Origin of the sequence: Anaerotaenia torta, from assembly GCF_050433395.1 — a bacterium.
In the GTDB taxonomy this organism is placed as follows: domain Bacteria; phylum Bacillota; class Clostridia; order Lachnospirales; family Lachnospiraceae; genus Mobilitalea; species Mobilitalea torta.
Window position 1 is genome coordinate 52,644 of the sequence record NZ_JBNPXH010000004.1, and the last position, 18,235, is coordinate 70,878.

Here is an 18,235-nt window from a genome sequence, read left to right on the forward strand (position 1 = left end):
TTATAGCTTCTCTTTATTGCTGATCTTACTCCATTGCAATTTCAACCTCTTCCACTCCATGTTTCTTCAAATGCTTCCTCAGATTATCCTGCATCAGAGCCTGAATATCTTCCCCGCCCGGGTAATCCTCAAGAATTGTATCCGCAAGCTCCTCGATCTTCTTTCCGGATACGGGCATCGTGCAATATTCCTCGATAGAGGGAACAAATCCCGCACCATCCTCCGCCTGCCGGTATTCCTCCAGGATATAATCGCCGTTATCGTCTTTGCGATAGGTAATTGCTGCCGGAATAATGCTGCCGTACTCTCCCTCCGATATCTCATTGCCAAAAAGCTTATATTTTTTCTGATAGGTTGTTGCAAAGACTTTGAGCCGGTCTTCCTCCTCATAGCTCCCATAAATTTTTGGAGCGACCACCAGAAATCCGCCTCCCCTGGCATCCCGGCCCATCCTTTGCAGAACGCTTTCATCACAGGACATCTCCATGTCCCGGCTCATAAGGGCAAAGGACAGCCACATAAGCGGATTAAACCAATGGAGAAGGAGAGCGAAAAAAGCAAGAGGCTTGATGAGATAATCCCTCCGGCGGATGTGCGTGCGCTCATGCTCCAGTATATAGGAAAGATCGGGTTCTTCCACACCTAGGGGTACGTATATTTTCGGATGAAGGAAGCCGCAGACTAACGCGGTTCCGATCCGGTCCGACTCGTAAATATTATCATTCACCAGAGTAGCTGTCAGAAGCCGTCTCTTTATTTTTATATATAAAATGATACTGACAGAAAACAGTACCGCTATCCCTGTAAGCCATATAATACTTAAAACATCCATCCATATCTGTATGAAATTTGCCTTTGCCGTTCGTATAGACCGGAGCAGGGATGCACCTATCCCCGCCGCGCTGTCCAGGTTGCTGATATCCGAGCCTCTGACATCTGCACTGCTGAGATCTGATCCACTGCTATTGGAATCGCCGACGTTTGAGCCATTGATATCTGAACCACTGCCATCGGAACCGCCAATATCTGAGCCGTTAATACCCGAACCATTGATATCATTTTGCTTTATAGGTGCCTGCACCGCCCCGATATCATGCGATATATATTCTAATACACCCATGCTATTCTGGGATTTCACATTCAATAATCCCAGGAAGCTGAAGGAGGTACTGAAGGAAAAGGGGCAGATCAGACGGAACAGCAGCACCGCCCATATGGCATAGGAAAAAATCTTCGGGGCCTTCTTCAGAAGTATCCGAACAAGAATAATCCCGGCAGCCACATAGGAGGCTGTGATACTCATGTTGAGTACCGTGGTAAACAGCTCTTGACGACTGCTCATTTCATCGCCTCCGGGGTAATCCGCTTCAGCTCCTCGGCTTCCTGCCGGCTGATCTTACGCCCGCCGAGAAAAGCAGTTAGAAACTTGGGGAGGGAGCCGTCAAAGGACTTTTCCACGACGGCATTGCTCTCGTACTTTTGCACATGCTCCCGTTTGACCAGTGAGGTTACAACCGCGTCCTGATTCTGCAATATCCCGCGGTCACAGAGCTTTTTTAACACAGTGTAGGTGGTGGATTTCTTCCATCCCAGCTGATCCGCACAAAGTCTCACAAGCTCGGTTGAATTAATGGGTTCGTTATCCCAGATAAGACTTGTAAATTTATACTCTGCATCATATAACTTATAGTTTTCCATATACCGTGACCTCCTTCGGTCTATTCCAATAAACCATGCGTTGAGTTTATCACAATAGACCTGGCCTGTCAAGGTCCCTATTTCTTTTAGTAGTATAACATATCTGGCTGAAAATTACAGGTATTTTATTTTGATTTGTTAAAAATATAACCCATGGCGGCAGCTCTGAAACAATCCATCAAAGCCACTGTCATGGGCTATACTCTCTCTATTTTACATTCATCCTGTATTTCTTACGTTTGTATATTTCTTTTGCCTTTATCATTCATCTTTGTATTTCATCTTTATATTTCACTTATTTGTACACTACATTATAGTATTTATATTCTTCGGAACTTCTGATACCGGTTCTCCAGCAGCTCTTCCAGCTTCATGCCCCGGAGCTGTGCCAGCTCCGCCTCAAGAACCGACCGGATGCTGTCCGCCATCTGTGCATAATCGTTATGGGCTCCTCCCTGGGGCTCCGGTATAATGCCGTCAATGACCTGATACCGGTATAAATCCTGAGCAGTGAGCTTCATATCCTTTGCCGCCTGTTCGGCCTTGGAGGAATCCTTATACAGAATACTGGCAAATCCTTCGGGTGACAGAATTGCATAAATGGAATGTTCCAGCATATACACCTTGTCGGCAACTCCCAGGGCCAACGCTCCGCCGCTTCCCCCTTCTGAAATCACCACCGACAGGATGGGTGTCTTCAGCAGCATCATCTGTGCCAGATTCTCCGCAATGGCTTCTCCCTGCCCGCGTTCCTCCGCTCCCAATCCGCAGAAGGCTCCCGGCGTGTCAATAAAACAGATAATAGGACGGCCGAATTTCTCCGCCTGCTTCATGAGCCGGAGCGCCTTTCGGTAACCCTCCGGATGAGGCATGGAGAAATTACGGGTGATATTCTCCTTTGTATTTCTTCCCTTTTGCTGCGCTATTACCGTAACCGGGGTATCGCCAAGAAGCGCAATGCCTCCCACGATTGCCCGGTCCTCTCCGTAATAGCGGTCTCCGTGCATCTCCATAAATCCGTCAAAGATGCGTTCTATATAATCCAGGCTTGTGGGGCGTACCGGCATCCTGGCCAATTTCACCGTCTCCCAAGGTGTAATACCCATAGTCTCTCCTTCCTGCTATCTCAGATGCATTCTCAGGATAGCTCCCAGGGTGCTCCGCAGCTGGTCCCTGGGAACAATCTGATCCACAAAGCCATGCTCCAGCAAAAATTCTGCTCTCTGAAAGCCCTCGGGAAGCTTCTGTCCAATGGTCTGTTCAATCACCCGCGGTCCGGCAAATCCAATCAAAGCCCCAGGCTCCGCCAGAATGATATCCCCCAGCATGGCAAAGCTGGCCGTCACGCCGCCGGTGGTGGGATCTGTGAGAACCACTATATAGAGCAGCCCCGCTTCATTATGCCTTGCCGCCGCCGCGCTGACCTTCGCCATCTGCATCAGGGAGAATATCCCCTCCTGCATTCTGGCCCCGCCGGAGGCAGTAAACACAATAACCGGCTGCTGTTCCTTTGTTGCCCGTTCAAATAAACGGGTCAGCTTTTCTCCGATGGTAGTTCCCATGCTTCCCATGAAGAAATAAGGGTCCATCACCCCCAGCATAATCGGGTTTCCTTCTATTTTACCCAGTCCCGTCACCACGCCGTCTGCCTGGCCGGTCTGGGACCGGGTCTTCTCCAGCTTATCCCGGTAGCCGGGAAAGTCCAGAGGGTCCGTACTGATCATTTCAGGGTCAAATTCCTGAAATTCCCCTTCATCTACAACAAGTGCAATACGTTCTTTGGCGCGCAGCTTAAAGTTATAGCCGCATTCATCACAGCAATTATAATTCTTTAACAGCAGCTTTGTATAAATGACCTTTCCGCAGCCCGGACATTTTATCATGATACCCTGGGGGACATTGGGGCGCTCGTCTTCCGCCTGAATGCCTTCTATATCCTGGGGTTTGGCCCGGTATATCTTCGAGGTTGCATATTGCTTTGCCTTAAATGGATTCCTGTTCATAGATTATTTTCCCTCAATGAGTCCCGTGTGATAATGACCGGAGACGATTTCTTCCCTTTCCAAAAGCCCGTACTGATAGTCCACATTGGTCTGAATTCCGTCAATAACCAGCTCGGAAAGGGCACGCTTCATTCTCTGAAGAGCTTCTTCCCTGTCCCTGCCGTATGCAATCACCTTGGCCAGCATAGAATCATAGCAGGAGGGCACCGTATAACCGGAGTAAAGGGCGCTGTCCACCCGCACGCCGAAGCCGCCGGGAAACAGCACATTCTCCACCCGTCCCGGGCAGGGCATAAAATTCTTAGCCGGGTCCTCCGCATTGATTCTGCATTCAATGGCATGGCCCCGGAATTCGATATTTTCCTGGCGGTAGGGCATCTCCTGGCTACAGGCAATCAGAAGCTGAGCCTTAATCATGTCAATTCCGGTAACCATCTCCGTCACCGGATGCTCTACCTGTATGCGGGTGTTCATTTCCATGAAATAATAATTTCCCTGGTTATCCAGCAGGAATTCTATGGTTCCCGCGTTGACATAACCGGTAGCCTTGGCAGCCCTTACCGCCGCCTCGCCCATCCGTGTCCTCAGCTCCGGGGTCATGATTGCGGAGGGGGATTCCTCTATCATCTTCTGATTTCTTCTCTGGACGGAACAATCCCTCTCCCCCAGGTGAACCACATTTCCATGGCTGTCCGCCAGTATCTGAAATTCTATGTGCTTCGGATGAATAATCAGCTTCTCGATATACACCTGATCGTCTCCGAAGGAAGCCTTTGCCTCTGCTTTCGCCGAGGTATATGCCTTCTCCAGGTCCTCCGGGGCAAATACGGCTCTCATCCCCTTGCCCCCGCCGCCGGCCGAAGCCTTAATCATCACCGGATAGCCAATCTGCTCCGCCAGACGGAGGGCATCCTCTGTGGATGCCACCTCTCCCTCCGAGCCGGGAACCACGGGTACGCCCGCCTTTTGCATGGTCTCCCTCGCCCTTGACTTGTTGCCAAGAAGATCGATGGTATCCGCCTTAGGGCCGATGAAGGTTATATTGCAATCCTCGCACATTCTGGCAAAGGAGCTGTTTTCCGATAAAAAGCCAAAGCCCGGATGAATCGCGGTGGCGCCGGTCAGCACCGTTGCACTGATGATATTCTGCATATTGAGGTAGCTGTCCTTGGACTTTGCGGGGCCGATGCATACCGCCTCATCCGCCAGCATGACATGGAGGGCCTCCCGGTCCGCCTCGGAATAGACCGCCACCGTTTCGATGCCCATCTCCTTGCAGGCCCGGATGATTCTGACTGCGATCTCACCCCTGTTTGCTATTAAAATCTTCTTAAACATCCCGCTTCTCCTTATTCCCCGATGGCAAAGGTCAGAACGGCTTCCACAGCCACCTTGCCGTCCACATAGGCTGTCGCATTTCCCACACCGAAGCTGCCCTTGCTTTTCGTGATCTCAACCTCCAGGGTCAGCACATCGCCGGGCACTACCTGGCGTTTGAATTTTACCCGGTCCATTCCTCCGAAGTATACCAGCCTGCCTTCATTTCCCGGAACCGTAAGCATACAGATGGCTCCTGCCTGAGCTAAGGATTCCAGAATCAGCACTCCGGGCATCACCGCCTTCCCGGGGAAATGCCCCTGGAAAAAGGGCTCGTTCATTGTGACGCATTTTCTGGCTACCGCACGTTTTCCCGGCTCCAGCTCCTCCACACGGTCCAGCAATAAAATGGGAGGGCGATGGGGCAGGATTTTTTGTATCTCATCAATATTTAACATAATTCCTCCATCCAACCTGATTACAGCAGCTTATTTTATCAGAAACAGGGTCTGCCCGAATTCCACCATCTCTTCGTTATCCGCCAGAACGCTGACAATCTCGCCGTCATATTCACTTTCTATTTCATTCAGCAGCTTCATGGCTTCTATAATGCAGAGGGTCTGCCCCTTCTTAACCATGTCTCCCACCTTCACAAAGGGGGGCTTATCCGGGGAGGGCTGGGCATAGAAGGTCCCCACCATGGGCGACACCTGCTTCTTATGGTTTTCCTCTTCCTTCTCTCCCGCTGTTTCCGGCGGTATCGCAGCCGCTTCCCGGGCAATTACGGTATTGCCATAACCGCCCGCCGGCAATGCGGCGGGTGCCGAAGCATAGATTGGCATCGGCGAATTCACACCGGGCGCATAAGGGATATTCTGCCCGGAAGGGATGTTTACCGGCATCGGTAATTTCTCCATGCAAATGCACAATCCCTCTTCCTCTATCTCAAGTTTGGTCAAATCTGTATTGTTCATTTCCTTCATCAGATTGATAATCGACTTATAATCCATTCTAATCCTCCATTCTGTCAAAGCCTGCGAATTTATTTCCCATCAGCGTTTCTACAGCTTTTTAAATACCAGAGTTGCATTGTGGCCGCCGAAGCCCAGAGAATTAGACATCGTATAGGTCAGCTCGGCGTTTCTCCCTGTTCCCGGTACATAATCCAGATCACATTCCTCGTCGGGAATTTTCAGTCCGATGGTCGCAGGAATGAAGCTGTCCTCCATGGCCTTCATGCAGATCACCGCTTCTACCGCTCCCGCTGCTCCCAACAGGTGGCCGATCATGGACTTGGTGGAGCTTACGGGAATCCGGTATGCCTCCTCACCCATAGCCAGCTTGATTGCTGCGGTTTCGATCCGGTCATTGGTGGGCGTGCTGGTGCCGTGGGCATTAATATAGGACACCTGGGCAGGCGTGATTCCGGCCTCTTCCATGGCCAGCTTCATCGCCTTGGCTCCGCCCTCCCCATCCGGCGACGGGGCGGTGATGTGATAAGCATCACAGGTGGAACCGTAACCGGCCACCTCGGCATAGATTTTGGCGCCGCGGCTCTTAGCATGCTCATATTCCTCCAGCACCAGGATACCCGCGCCTTCCCCGATTACAAAGCCGTCCCTTTCCTTATCAAAGGGAATGGACGCTCTCAGCGGATCACTGCTGGTAGAAAGCGCCGTCAGAGCTGCAAAGCCCGCCACTCCCAGGGGAGTGACGGCGCCCTCGGTTCCTCCGGCCAGGATAACATCCGCATAACCGTGTTTTATATTGCGGAATGCCTCTCCTATGCTATGGCTTCCGGTTGCACAGGCCGTCACTACATTGGTGCAGGTGCCTCTTGCGCCGTATTGAATCGCCAGATTGCCTGCTGCCATATTGGTAATTGTCATAGGGATGAACAGGGGATTGATCCGCTTAGGCCCCTTCTCCAGCAGGTTCTTCGTTTCCTTCTCAATCAGTCCGATGCTTCCGATGCCGGAGCCGACTACTACTCCAAAACGGTCTCTGTCAATTCTGTCCAGATCGATTCCCGAGTCCTCTATCGCTTCCTTTGCCGCCGCCACCGCAAATTGAGAAAAGCGGTCCATGCGTCTCGCATCCTTGGCATCCATGTAATTCTTAGGTTCAAAATCCTTCACCTGGGCCGCCAGCTTTGCCTGAAAGCCTTCCGTATCAAAGGTTTTAATAAAATCAATGCCGCATACTCCGGCCCGTATATTCCGGAAAAATTCCTCCACACTATTTCCAATGGGAGTAATGGCACCCATTCCTGTAACAACGACTCTGCGATTCATAGTTCCCTCCATATGGCAGCTTAAGCCGCCTCAAAATCACTTTCGTTCCTATTTCGTAGCCTGCTCCAACACAGTGTTACTGTATCACCGTGCCTTTTGGTTTACCTAAAGTACCGCCATAATGCTGCATTATCGTCTCTTAGTTCACCCAAAGACACTGCCAGGGTACTACATCACAAGCCCGCCATCCACCTGGAGCACCTGGCCCGTAATATAATTTGCCGCCTCGGAAGCCAGGAAGCTGACCGCTTCTGCCACCTCTCCCGCAGCACCATAACGCTTCAACGGAATATTTGCTACGGTAGCTTCCTTGATCTTGTCTGACAGCTTATCCGTCATATCCGTCTCAATAAATCCCGGCGCCACTGCGTTCACCGTGATATTCCGGGATGCCAGCTCCCTGGCTGCCGCCTTCGTCATTCCGATGACACCGGCCTTGGACGCGGCGTAATTTGCCTGCCCCGCGTTGCCCGTAAGCCCAACCACGGAGGATATATTGATAATCTTCCCGCTTTTCTGCTTCAGCATAACGGTAGCCGCATGCTTTGTGCATAAAAAGCTGCCTTTTAAGTTAATATCTATCACACTGTCAAAATCCTGTTCCGACATGCGCATCAGTAAATTATCCTTGGTAATACCGGCATTGTTCACCAGGATATCCACTCTTCCGTACTGCCTCACTGCCTCTTCCATCAGCTTCCTGGCTTCCGAATCCTTACTGACATCCGCCTGCACCGCGATTGCCTCACCGCCTGCATTTCTTATGGTATCCAGCAGCTCCTCCACCTGGGCGGCACTGCTGCGGTAATTTACTACCACCTTGGAGCCGTATCCGGCAAATTGCAGAGCGATGGCTCTCCCAATTCCCCTTCCCGCTCCGGTTATTACAGCAACCTTTCCTTTCAGCATTCTATCTGCTTCCTTTCTATCTTCCTGCCTGCAATGCCCCGGCAGTGCGTTCCAGGGATGCGATGTCCTCCACATTGTAGATCGCAAGCCCCCTGTCAATCTTCTTCACAAATCCGGATAAGGTTTTACCCGGCCCGATTTCCACAAACTCCGTTACCCCGTCGGCAATCATCCTGCGGATGCTCTGCTCCCAGAGCACGCTGCTCATCACCTGACGGTAAAGCAAATCCTTCACCTGGTTGGTATCACTGATATAGTCTGCGGTTACATTACAGATAACCGGTACATCCAGCTCTCCAAGAACCATGGGTTCCAGCTCCTGCTTCAGACGTTCTGCCGCAAGCGCAAGCATGGAGGTATGGAAGGGGGCGCTGACCGCAAGCTCTATCGTTTTCATAGCTCCCTTTTCCTTCGCCAGCCGGGCCGCTTCCTCTACCGCCCGGTTCTCGCCTCCGATGACAATCTGCCCCGGACAATTATAATTTGCAGGCTGTACCGTTCCAAAAGCGGAAGCCTCATTACAGGCTTCTCTTACCTTCTCCCCGGACAGGTTTAATATGGCGCACATCTTGCCGATTCCCGCAGGAACCGCTTCCTGCATAAAACGTCCCCGCTTCCTTACCAGCTCTGCCGCCTGGGACAGGGTGAACACACCGCTGGCCGTCAGAGCAGAATATTCTCCAAGACTTAATCCGGCAACCAGGTCCGGCACAATTCCCAGCTCCCCTGCCGCCCGAAAAGCCGCCACGGACATGGTTACAATGGCAGGCTGTGTATTCTCCGTAAGATCCAGTTCCTCTTTCCTTCCTTCAAACACCAGCTTTGCTATATCATAACCCAGGCTGTCTCCTGCTTCCTCGAAGGCCTGCCTGCAGACCGGGTATGCCCCGTAGAGCTCTTTTCCCATGCCGACGTACTGCGCTCCCTGACCGGCAAATAAAAATGCTGTCTTTCCCATCTCTCTCTCCGTTTCAGCTCTTACTTTACTTCCACCACTCAAAGCCCAGCAGCTCCTGTGCCTCTGCAAACATTTCTGTAATGATATCCTTACAGCTCTGTTCCTTATTCACAAGAGCGGCAATCTGGCCTGCCATGACGCTGCCGTATTCCATATCTCCCTGCACCACCGCCTTAGCCAGAGCTCCTGTTCCAAGCTGCTCCAGCTCCTGTGCCGTGGCACCGGCAGCCTCCAGCTCCGCAAATCTGCGGCTCAGCTTATTCTTCAGTATTCTGACCGGATGTCCGGTGGGCCGTCCGGTAACCGCGGTATCAATATCCTTCGCCCCCAGAATCTTCTTCTTATAATTAGGATGGACCGTACACTCATAAGCCGTCAGAAAGCGGGTTCCTACCTGCACTGCCTCCGCTCCCAGCATAAAGGCGGCTGCGATTCCTCTTCCGTCGGCAATTCCTCCGGCAGCAATGACCGGAACCTCTACCGCATCCGCCACCTGGGGTACCAAAACCATGGTCGTAAGCTCCCCTACATGACCGCCGGCCTCCGTACCTTCTACGATCACCGCATCCGCTCCGCTGCGCACCATGCGTTTTGCTATGGCAACGGAGGGAACTACAGGGATCACCTTGATATCATGTGATTTCCACATCTCCATGTACTTGCCGGGGGCTCCCGCTCCGGTGGTAACTACCTTAACGCCTTCTTCGCATACCATTCTCGCCATGTCATCCGCAAATTCGCTCAGCAGCATGATATTCACGCCGAAGGGCTTCTTCGTCAGTTCTTTTGCTTTTCTGACCTCCGCCCGGATCACCTCTGCCGGTGCCGTGCCTCCGGCTATAATGCCCAGGCCCCCGGCTTCCGACACCGCGGATGCAAGTGAGGCATCGGATATTCTGGCCATTGCACCTTGAAAAATCGGGTATTCTATATTCAGTAAATCGCAAACTCCAGACTGTAACCTCATTATTTAACCTCCATGACGGCATCTGCCATCTCACGCTTAAAGGAACCCGAAGCAGTTATTCTGCCCCGCTTCTGTTGGTAAGATATTTCTCAATATCTCCGATGGTTGCGATATTCTCCGTATCCTCAGTAGGAATCTCAATGCCGAACTCCTCCTCAAGAGACATAATAATCTGGAATAAATCCAGAGAATCCGCATTCAGATCCTCCTTCAGGGAAGTCTCTGATGTAAGCTCGGTTACATCCACTCCTAATTGCTCTGCTACTACCTCTTTAATTTTGTTAAAATCCATGATCTTATTCATCCTCCTGACTGACGGAGGACTTCCTCCTTTTCATTTTCATATTTTTATTTTTGTTTTGGAAAGGAATGCTTTATCAGCTCCATTCCACTAACAGAGCTCCGCTGGTCATTCCTCCGCCAAAGCCTACTAACAATATCTTATCTCCGCTTTCCAGCAGCCCCTTGCGTGCCATTTCATCCAATGCTATCCCGATGGACGCGGCAGAGGTATTGCCATAGCGGTCCAGATTCCGGTAGAACTTCCCGTCCGGTATGCCGCTGGATCTGGCTGCCTGTTCAATAATACGGTTATTGGCCTGATGAGTTATGATATATTTGATCTCCTCCTCCGGTACCTGGGTCCGGGACAGCACGGTACGGATATGCTCCGTGATGCTTCTGACCGCAAATTTAAAGACCTCCTGCCCCTTCATGGTTATTACCTGAGGCGGTGTGTCCGCCTGCTCCAGCCCCGGCTTCTTCAGCGGCAGGGCAGGAAGCCTGAGATAATCCTGCTTGCTCCCGTCGCTCAGGAGATGGATACCGGAGATCCCTCCGCCGGTATCGGAGGCCTGCAGCACCACTGCCCCCGCCCCGTCTCCAAATAGAACGCAGGTAGAACGGTCCGTAAAATCCAATGTCTTTGACAGGGTTTCTGCCCCGATCACCAGAATATTACCAAACATACCGCTTTCAATAAAGGATGCCCCGCAAGCCATCCCATAGACCAGTCCGCTGCAGGCCGCCGACAGGTCAAAGGCGGCTGCCCTCCCTGCCCCCAGGCCTTCCTGAACCATACAGGCCACGGAAGGCATAAAGGAATCCGGTGTTATGGTAGCACAGATAATCAGATCCAGCTGTCCGGCGTCCAATCCGGCATTCTGTAATGCCCTTTTCGCCGCCTCACAGGCCAGATCCGAGGTGTTCTCCCCGGTGGATATCCTCCGCTCTCTGATTCCTGTCCGTGATGCAATCCATTCGTCACTGGTCTCCACCAGCAATGCCATATCATCGTTGGTTACTCTGTTCTCCGGAACATAGCTGCCTGTACCGGCAATCACCGCACGCTTCATTCTAAATCCTCCTTAGAGCAATCCATAACCCGCTGCCCCCTTCCAGATCATTTATCATAATAATCTTTCTCTATGCTTTGGCGCGGTAGATATCCTTCAAATGCCGGTTCAGCTTATTCAAGGCTGTCAGCAGCACTTCCTCTTCCTCTTGGGTAAAATCAGACATAATTGCCTTCACCATGTCAATATGAAACTTCTCATGAATCCGGTATGCCAGCTTCCCCCTTTTAGTCAGGCTCACATTCACAATTCTCCGGTCAGAGGCACTTCGATTGCGCTCCACATACCCCTTTCGGATCAGCTTATCCACCGCAGTGGTCAGGGTACCCATGGTGATCTCCAGCTCCAGGGCAATCTCCGACATGGTTTTCGAGCCATACATTCCCACCGCTTCAATGGTGTGAATTTCTGTAATTGATAAATCGCTGAAGGCTCCCTGCCGGATGGAATATTCCTCGATATGGATTATGTCGTCATAAACCTCCACCAGCGTCTTATTGATTTCCATCAGTTTCTCATTCATGTGCCCTTCTCCTTAACCCGGCATATTTCCCAGACCCAGCCGCTTTCGGCCCTTTGACAAAGTCCGTCCGATCTGCTGACCCATGCCCCTTTGCAAAATACTTTGTGATGCAAATATTTTGATAATCAAAATATAAATGAAAAACGACTTTTTGTCAAGAAATTTTTTAGCAAAAGAACAGCCCTGTCCAGGCAAACGCTGTACTGCGTCGCCGGATAGGGCTTATCTCTTTCCTTCTCTATAATTCAAATAGCAGCTCCCCATATGTAGGAACCGGCCACAAATCCTTCTCAACCAGTACTTCCAGTGCATCAATGGGTGCTCTCAGCTCTTCCATAGCTGGAAATACATTGTTCCGGATAAATATCGCCTGTGCATCCACACCTGAAAGTGTATGGGCTTCCGCCGTTACCTGTTCCAGCTTCTTCACTGCCGCCTGGGCCTGGACCAGCAATCCAGATATATCCTTCAGCAACTCGGTCTGAACCGAAACATCCGCCTCCGCCGCTGCAGAACGGATAGAATTGATAGCATCTGCCAGCTTACGGGTATAGGTAATCACCGCCGGAATATATTTCACCCTGGCCATGGAGATCATGGTCTTTGCCTCGATCGTAATAGCCTTCCCATAGGAACCGTATAAAACCTCCGCACGGGAATGGAGCTCCGTCTCTGAGAACACATGATGCTTTTCAAATAACCGGAACGTTTTCTCTGTCACCAGGGCAGGAATTGCTTCCACCATGGATTTGATATTGGGAAGACCTCTTCTTTCAGCCTCCTCCACCCAGGCCGGGGCATATCCGTTCCCATTGAAGATAATTCTCTGATGCTCCGTTAAGGTCTTCTTAATCAGATCATGAACTGCAATATCAAAATTCTCGGCCTTCTCCAGCTCATCCGCCATATCTCCCAGCACATCCGCTACGATGGTATTCAATACGGTATTCGCCATACCTACGGACATGGAGGACGCCACCATACGGAATTCAAATTTATTGCCGGTAAAGGCAAAGGGTGAGGTGCGGTTGCGGTCCGTTGCATCCTTCTTCAATTCAGGAATTGCATGTGCCCCCACGTTCAGTCTGCCGCCGTCCTTGCTGCTCCGGGCTTCTCCCGTTTCAATCAGCTGGGCGATCACGTCCTCCAACTGGGTTCCCAGGAACACGGAAATAATAGCGGGAGGCGCTTCATGGGCTCCCAGTCTGTGGTCATTGCCGGGGTTCGATGCGGATACCCGAAGCAGATCCGCATGTAAATCCACTGCCTTCAGCACCGCGGAGAGCATTAGCAGGAACTGTATGTTATCGTGAGGTGTCTTGCCCGGGTCCAGGAGGTTCTTGCCGGTATCCGTAACCATGGACCAGTTATTATGCTTGCCGGAGCCGTTCACACCGGCAAAGGGCTTCTCATGAAGCAGGCAGGCCAGACCATGGCGGTTCGCCACCTTCTTCATACACTCCATAATCAACTGATTATGATCCGTCGCGATATTAGCAGTAGCATAGATCGGAGCCAGCTCATGCTGTGCCGGAGCCGTCTCATTGTGCTGGGTCTTGGCCGTAACCCCCATCTTCCACAGCTCAATGTTCAGCTCCTTCATGTAGGAAGCCACTCTTTCCTTGATACTGCAGAAATAATGATCGTCTAATTCCTGGCCCTTCGGGGCCATTGCACCGAACAGAGTCCGCCCGGTGAAGATCAGATCATCCCTCATCAAATATTTCATCTTATCCACCAGAAAATATTCCTGCTCCGGCCCCACCGACGGAGTGACCTTCCTCACATTGTCATGACCGAACAGCTTCAGGATACGTACCGCCTGGACGCTCAGGGCTTCCATGGAGCGCAGCAGCGGTGTCTTAACATCCAGCGCCTCTCCCGTATAGGAGCAGAAAGCAGTAGGAATACAGAGAGTAACTCCCGCTGCATCCTCTCTTAAAAAAGCCGGGGAGGTGCAATCCCATGCCGTATAGCCTCTGGCCTCAAAGGTTGCCCTTAAACCTCCGGAAGGAAAGGAGGAAGCATCCGGCTCTCCTTTAATCAGTTCTTTGCCGGAGAATTCCATAATAATCTTGCCGTCCTGGGTGGGACTGATAAAGGAATCGTGTTTCTCCGCGGTAATCCCGGTGAGCGGCTGGAACCAGTGAGTATAATGCGTCGCCCCCCTCTCAATTGCCCAATCCTTCATCGCATTGGCCACCACCTCCGCTATATTGGGGTCAAGATCCTCATCATTCTCGATGGTTTTCCTCAACGCCGCATAAGTTTTCTTCGGCAGGCGCTCCACCATCGTCGCTTCATTAAACACATCTGTTCCAAAAATCTCCGTCAATTTCTCCGACATACCCTATTCTCTCCTCTCGTGGAGACAAAAAAATGCCCTCAAAAACAACGACAAGTGGTAACCCACTTGTCTTATGTTAAATGAGAACACCCTCGTTCCAACTTAATTATATATAGTATATACCACATTCTAGCCGAAATGAAAAGTATTTATTTTTAACTTTTTAAAGTTTATTGTAAATGACGGAAAGTATTCCGCAATACGAAACCAAATATACGAAATGAATAAAGGTGCCTGACACCGAATCAAGGTGCCTGACACCCATACTATATCTATTCCAGATACCATTCATCTTTCGAGGGAGTCTCGTCCTCCGAAAGCTCCTCCGGCTTAGGCATGTACTTTTTCAACACACGTTCCATCAGCAGGGAATTCAAAAAGGTTACGGCAGCAGGTATAACAAAGATCAGAATCGGAATCAGGAAAACTCCCAAGATTCCGGCAGCCGTAATAACGATCATCACTACCGTGGAGGGAAGGTGCCGGATGGACATGAATGCTCCCGCCTTCACCAACTGCTTCACCGTCATGTCGAACCTTGACAGCACAGGAAATACATAGACTGCAAAGGCAACCAACAGGAAGGTAATTGCTACAAAAATGCCGAATAAAATGGATCCAGCAGTACCGGTGCTCATATTGGCGTATCCCCAGATCAGATCGAAGCCTAAGATCACAAAGGCGATGGTAAGTACAACACCTATGATCGCGGCCCGTTTAAAATTCAGCTTAAAGGATTTGAAGAACTCCCGCGTCAGATATCCGCGTTCTCTCCGGATTACCTTGACTGTCGTATAATACAATGCCGTATTAGCCGGCCCGATGGTGATCAGCGGAATACACACCAGAGCCCACACAAGGCTCAAAAATATAACATCACATATCTTCGCCAACGCGGTAAAGAAAGGATTGTCCATATTAAAAAGATTACCCATTACCAACACCTGTACCTTTCACTTTTTTAAGCGTAATAATTCCTTTCTATTTTAGCACAATTGCGGTTATTAAGAAAGTAAAATAATTATAAATATCAGGACAACCGGTGTAAGAACAGACCGCTGCGCAGCTTCGGCTCAAACCAGGTGGATTTGGGCGGCATCAGCTTGCCCGCATCGGACACCTCAAAAAGCTCCTCGATGGAAGTGGGGTACAGGGAGAATGCCACCGTCATATCCTCTGCCACACGGCGTTCCAGCTCCTTCAATCCCCGGATTCCGCCGATAAAGTCAATTCGCTTATCCACCCTCGGATCCTCGATTCCAAGAACCGGCTGAAGGAGGTAATCCTGGAGCAGGGACACATCCAGGGAGGCAACCGGATCCTGAATCGCCGTCAAATGCTCTTTTGCCGTCAGACGATACCAGCCATCCTCCAGATACATTCCAAACTCAGCCTTTTTCTCCGGGGCAAAGGGAACCGCCCCCAGATATTCCGCCTCAAAATTCTCTCCTGCTCTGCCAAGGAACTCCTCCCTGGACAGCCCCGCCAGATCCTTCACCGCACGGTAATAGGGCAGTATCATCAGCTGGTCATGGGGAAAGAGCACGGACAGAAAATAATTGAATTCCTCTTCTCCCGTATAACCGGGGTTCTCCTCTCTTCTCTTCAAGCCGACCTTAACGGCAGACGCGGCACGATGGTGACCGTCCGCAATGTAGATGCTGCCCATCTCCGAAAAGGCTTCCCTGACGGCATGAATCTCCTGCTCACCGTCCAGGCGCCATACATTATGGCTTATTCCATCCGCCGATACAAAGCAGTACAGCGGCTCCTGCTGTTTCGCCTTCTCCACAATGCGGTTGATTACCTGATGGGCGCGATAGGCAAGGAAGATGGGCCCTGTCTGCATATTGCAGGTGTCAACATGACGGATCCGGTCAAGCTCCTTATCCGCCCTTGTGTTCTCATGCTTCTTAATTACATTGGACAAATAATCCTCAATAGAGGCACAGGCCGCCAGGCCCGTCTGGGAGCGGCCGTTCATGATCAGCTCATAGATATAATAGCATTCCTTCTCCTCCTGCTTGAAAATCCCATCCTCCAGCATTTGATTCAAAATCTCCCTGGCCTTTTCATAGACCCTGGCGTCATAGATATCCACCTCATCCGGAAAATTAGTCTCCGGCCGGTCAACCCGAAGAAAGGACAAGGGCTCCCGGATAATTTCCTGCTTTGCTTCACTGCGGTTATAGACATCATAGGGCAGGGCTGCTACCCGGTGGGCCACCTTTTCCTCCGGCCTTATACATAGAAACGGTTTTATTACTGCCATATTCAACTCCCCCATCTTTCAGTTTTCTTATATACACTCAGACTGCTATCATCCCTGAGCTACACTTCCTCCACAATTTCCTTCAGCTTCCTGCTGAGGCCATGTACCTCGGATACAGAAGCATTGATATAATCGATCTTGGTGTTCTCATCCTCTATGATGGACAATATCTCCTGAGTGGAAGCCGCGTTCTCCTCCGAGATGCTTGCCACATTGGTAACCTGCTCCTGTACGGAGATAAAGTTATTGGCGGCAACCGCAATTTCATTCATGCTCTTGGATAGATCCGTATTGGTTTCCTGATAGGAAGCCAGAATATCCGCCAAATAAGCGGAAACCTCGCTGATAATCCGGATCCCTTCATGGGCTGCCGCCTTTCCTTTCTCGGACATCCGGGAGGCCGCCTGCGATTTCTCAAATATCATGGCTGTAACTTCATTAATATCCTCTACAATCTTCCTGCTCTGCTGCGATAGAGTACGAATGCTGTCCGCTACAACGGCAAAGCCCTTGCCCTGCTCTCCTGCCCTGGCCGATTCAATGGACGCGTTAAGGGCCAGCAGGTTTGTCTGTTCCGCAATGGTTTTGATGCTAACCAGAAGCTGGTTGATCTGCTCCAGGCTGATTTCCAGATCACTCACCGTAGTAACCGTGTTCTCGATGGCTGAATTTACCGTATCCATACGGTCGGTCACCTCATTCATCTTGATCCAGCCGTCTTCCACCATTACGCTCATCCGATTCGATTTCTCAACAACGCCTCTGGAAATGTCGATGGTCTGGTTCACAACCTCCAGGGAGTGACTCATGGTCTCGTTGATACGGTATACACTGGTGGCTTCCTCCTGGATCGCCATAGCCATCTGCTGTACGGAATCCAGAATTCCCTTGCTTGCAGAATGAATCCCTTCCAGCTGGGTATCCACCTCTCCGATGTTGTGATCCAGAGTATTGGTTCCCTCCTCCACCATCTTCAAAGTAGTTTCCAGCTTTTGAAGCAGCTTCTGCGCCTGCGCTCCCTGATCCTCTGCCACCTGTATCAGATCATTTCCCCATTTTGTCAGAAAATACAGTAATACATGAAGTCCTACCATCAGGGTAAAGACCTTCAGAAAGCCGCTTAATTCATGCTCCGTCCCCATTAATCCCTTCGGAGTAATAATGTAAATAACCACCATTCCAATATCTACGATGACGGCATAGATGAGAATCAGGTTTTTACGGAAATAAAGAGTTATCATTGCCGTCGTAATAATAAGCATATAGTGCTTGTTCATTGTAAATATATCCAGTATGAACAGCGCAAGCACCACAATTGCCGGTAAAAGCGCATAAATTAAGGCCTTGATATTCTGATTTATTTTAAGGAAATAATTGATTACCGCCACGGCAACCACAAAAGCTCCGGCAGCAAGGGGTGCGATGCTTTCGGCCAATCCTCGATTCATCACCACCTGGGAACAGATCAGAAGTACAATTGATATTGTTACCAGCACATTGATCCTATCCACTCTTTTCAAGTTGTAAGCATTCTGTTTCTCCATCGTATTCTCCATTCTAACAAATATGCAGTGTAAATGATACTCCTCTAT

At 50.5% G+C, this 18,235-nt stretch carries 16 protein-coding genes and 1 pseudogene; all 17 read right to left on the bottom strand.

Features of this window, described 5'->3' with window-relative positions; all coding sequences use genetic code 11:
- Positions 1-25: 25 nt before the first annotated feature.
- Positions 26-1,342 carry a M56 family metallopeptidase gene (locus HNQ56_RS08300; protein WP_429144569.1) on the bottom strand — a complete coding sequence of 439 codons (1,317 nt, stop codon included), beginning with the start codon at positions 1,340-1,342 and terminating at the stop codon, positions 26-28.
- On the bottom strand, positions 1,339-1,698 hold the full coding sequence (locus tag HNQ56_RS08305) for a BlaI/MecI/CopY family transcriptional regulator (protein WP_429144570.1): 360 nt from the start codon (positions 1,696-1,698) through the stop codon (positions 1,339-1,341). The genes HNQ56_RS08300 and HNQ56_RS08305 overlap by 4 nt, the downstream gene beginning before the upstream one ends.
- A 320-nt stretch (positions 1,699-2,018) precedes the next feature.
- Positions 2,019-3,701 (bottom strand): annotated as a pseudogene (locus HNQ56_RS08310) (acetyl-CoA carboxylase carboxyltransferase subunit alpha).
- A gap of 3 nt (positions 3,702-3,704) precedes the next feature.
- Positions 3,705-5,039 carry an acetyl-CoA carboxylase biotin carboxylase subunit gene (locus HNQ56_RS08315; RefSeq protein WP_429144571.1) on the bottom strand — a complete coding sequence of 445 codons (1,335 nt, stop codon included), beginning with the start codon at positions 5,037-5,039 and terminating at the stop codon, positions 3,705-3,707.
- Between the two features lie 11 nt (positions 5,040-5,050).
- On the bottom strand, positions 5,051-5,476 hold the full coding sequence (gene fabZ, locus HNQ56_RS08320; RefSeq protein WP_429144573.1) for a 3-hydroxyacyl-ACP dehydratase FabZ: 426 nt from the start codon (positions 5,474-5,476) through the stop codon (positions 5,051-5,053).
- Between the two features lie 30 nt (positions 5,477-5,506).
- Complete coding sequence (accB, locus tag HNQ56_RS08325; protein WP_429144575.1) at positions 5,507-6,028, bottom strand: acetyl-CoA carboxylase biotin carboxyl carrier protein; 522 nt, start codon at positions 6,026-6,028, stop codon at positions 5,507-5,509.
- Between the two features lie 51 nt (positions 6,029-6,079).
- Entirely contained in the window at positions 6,080-7,312 is a 1,233-nt protein-coding gene (gene fabF / locus HNQ56_RS08330) for a beta-ketoacyl-ACP synthase II (protein WP_429144577.1), read from the bottom strand.
- Between the two features lie 168 nt (positions 7,313-7,480).
- Positions 7,481-8,221 carry a 3-oxoacyl-[acyl-carrier-protein] reductase gene (fabG, locus tag HNQ56_RS08335; RefSeq protein ID WP_429144579.1) on the bottom strand — a complete coding sequence of 247 codons (741 nt, stop codon included), beginning with the start codon at positions 8,219-8,221 and terminating at the stop codon, positions 7,481-7,483.
- Positions 8,222-8,237: 16 nt separating this feature from the next.
- Complete coding sequence (fabD, locus tag HNQ56_RS08340) at positions 8,238-9,179, bottom strand: ACP S-malonyltransferase (protein WP_429144581.1); 942 nt, start codon at positions 9,177-9,179, stop codon at positions 8,238-8,240.
- A gap of 25 nt (positions 9,180-9,204) precedes the next feature.
- The gene (fabK, locus tag HNQ56_RS08345; RefSeq protein WP_429144582.1) at positions 9,205-10,146 is read right to left on the bottom strand and encodes an enoyl-[acyl-carrier-protein] reductase FabK; all 942 of its coding nucleotides are present in this window, start codon (positions 10,144-10,146) and stop codon (positions 9,205-9,207) included.
- Between the two features lie 55 nt (positions 10,147-10,201).
- Entirely contained in the window at positions 10,202-10,438 is a 237-nt protein-coding gene (gene acpP, locus HNQ56_RS08350; protein WP_429144584.1) for an acyl carrier protein, read from the bottom strand.
- 85 nt (positions 10,439-10,523) lie between these two features.
- Positions 10,524-11,501, bottom strand: coding sequence for a beta-ketoacyl-ACP synthase III (locus HNQ56_RS08355; protein WP_429144586.1), 978 nt, complete (start codon positions 11,499-11,501; stop codon positions 10,524-10,526).
- Positions 11,502-11,571: 70 nt separating this feature from the next.
- Positions 11,572-12,024 carry a MarR family winged helix-turn-helix transcriptional regulator gene (locus HNQ56_RS08360; RefSeq protein ID WP_429144588.1) on the bottom strand — a complete coding sequence of 151 codons (453 nt, stop codon included), beginning with the start codon at positions 12,022-12,024 and terminating at the stop codon, positions 11,572-11,574.
- 238 nt (positions 12,025-12,262) lie between these two features.
- Complete coding sequence (locus tag HNQ56_RS08365) at positions 12,263-14,371, bottom strand: glutamine synthetase III family protein (RefSeq protein WP_429144590.1); 2,109 nt, start codon at positions 14,369-14,371, stop codon at positions 12,263-12,265.
- A 272-nt stretch (positions 14,372-14,643) separates the two neighbouring features.
- On the bottom strand, positions 14,644-15,306 hold the full coding sequence (locus HNQ56_RS08370; protein WP_429144591.1) for a YesL family protein: 663 nt from the start codon (positions 15,304-15,306) through the stop codon (positions 14,644-14,646).
- Between the two features lie 95 nt (positions 15,307-15,401).
- Positions 15,402-16,643, bottom strand: coding sequence for a DUF1015 domain-containing protein (locus HNQ56_RS08375; RefSeq protein WP_429144593.1), 1,242 nt, complete (start codon positions 16,641-16,643; stop codon positions 15,402-15,404).
- A 59-nt stretch (positions 16,644-16,702) separates the two neighbouring features.
- Positions 16,703-18,187 (bottom strand): methyl-accepting chemotaxis protein, encoded by a 1,485-nt coding sequence (locus tag HNQ56_RS08380; RefSeq protein ID WP_429144595.1) that lies wholly within the window; start codon positions 18,185-18,187, stop codon positions 16,703-16,705.
- Positions 18,188-18,235 lie beyond the last annotated feature (48 nt).

What these genes read in the sequence shown, in the direction of transcription:
- HNQ56_RS08300 (WP_429144569.1), bottom strand. Translation starts at nt 1,342, where the DNA reads ATGAGCAGTCGTCAAGAGCTGTTTACCACGGTACTCAACATGAGTATC.
- HNQ56_RS08305 (WP_429144570.1), bottom strand. Translation starts at nt 1,698, where the DNA reads ATGGAAAACTATAAGTTATATGATGCAGAGTATAAATTTACAAGTCTT.
- HNQ56_RS08315 (WP_429144571.1), bottom strand. Translation starts at nt 5,039, where the DNA reads ATGTTTAAGAAGATTTTAATAGCAAACAGGGGTGAGATCGCAGTCAGA.
- fabZ (WP_429144573.1), bottom strand. Translation starts at nt 5,476, where the DNA reads ATGTTAAATATTGATGAGATACAAAAAATCCTGCCCCATCGCCCTCCC.
- accB (WP_429144575.1), bottom strand. Translation starts at nt 6,028, where the DNA reads ATGGATTATAAGTCGATTATCAATCTGATGAAGGAAATGAACAATACA.
- fabF (WP_429144577.1), bottom strand. Translation starts at nt 7,312, where the DNA reads ATGAATCGCAGAGTCGTTGTTACAGGAATGGGTGCCATTACTCCCATT.
- fabG (WP_429144579.1), bottom strand. Translation starts at nt 8,221, where the DNA reads ATGCTGAAAGGAAAGGTTGCTGTAATAACCGGAGCGGGAAGGGGAATT.
- fabD (WP_429144581.1), bottom strand. Translation starts at nt 9,179, where the DNA reads ATGGGAAAGACAGCATTTTTATTTGCCGGTCAGGGAGCGCAGTACGTC.
- fabK (WP_429144582.1), bottom strand. Translation starts at nt 10,146, where the DNA reads ATGAGGTTACAGTCTGGAGTTTGCGATTTACTGAATATAGAATACCCG.
- acpP (WP_429144584.1), bottom strand. Translation starts at nt 10,438, where the DNA reads ATGGATTTTAACAAAATTAAAGAGGTAGTAGCAGAGCAATTAGGAGTG.
- HNQ56_RS08355 (WP_429144586.1), bottom strand. Translation starts at nt 11,501, where the DNA reads ATGAAGCGTGCGGTGATTGCCGGTACAGGCAGCTATGTTCCGGAGAAC.
- HNQ56_RS08360 (WP_429144588.1), bottom strand. Translation starts at nt 12,024, where the DNA reads ATGAATGAGAAACTGATGGAAATCAATAAGACGCTGGTGGAGGTTTAT.
- HNQ56_RS08365 (WP_429144590.1), bottom strand. Translation starts at nt 14,371, where the DNA reads ATGTCGGAGAAATTGACGGAGATTTTTGGAACAGATGTGTTTAATGAA.
- HNQ56_RS08370 (WP_429144591.1), bottom strand. Translation starts at nt 15,306, where the DNA reads ATGGGTAATCTTTTTAATATGGACAATCCTTTCTTTACCGCGTTGGCG.
- HNQ56_RS08375 (WP_429144593.1), bottom strand. Translation starts at nt 16,643, where the DNA reads ATGGCAGTAATAAAACCGTTTCTATGTATAAGGCCGGAGGAAAAGGTG.
- HNQ56_RS08380 (WP_429144595.1), bottom strand. Translation starts at nt 18,187, where the DNA reads ATGGAGAAACAGAATGCTTACAACTTGAAAAGAGTGGATAGGATCAAT.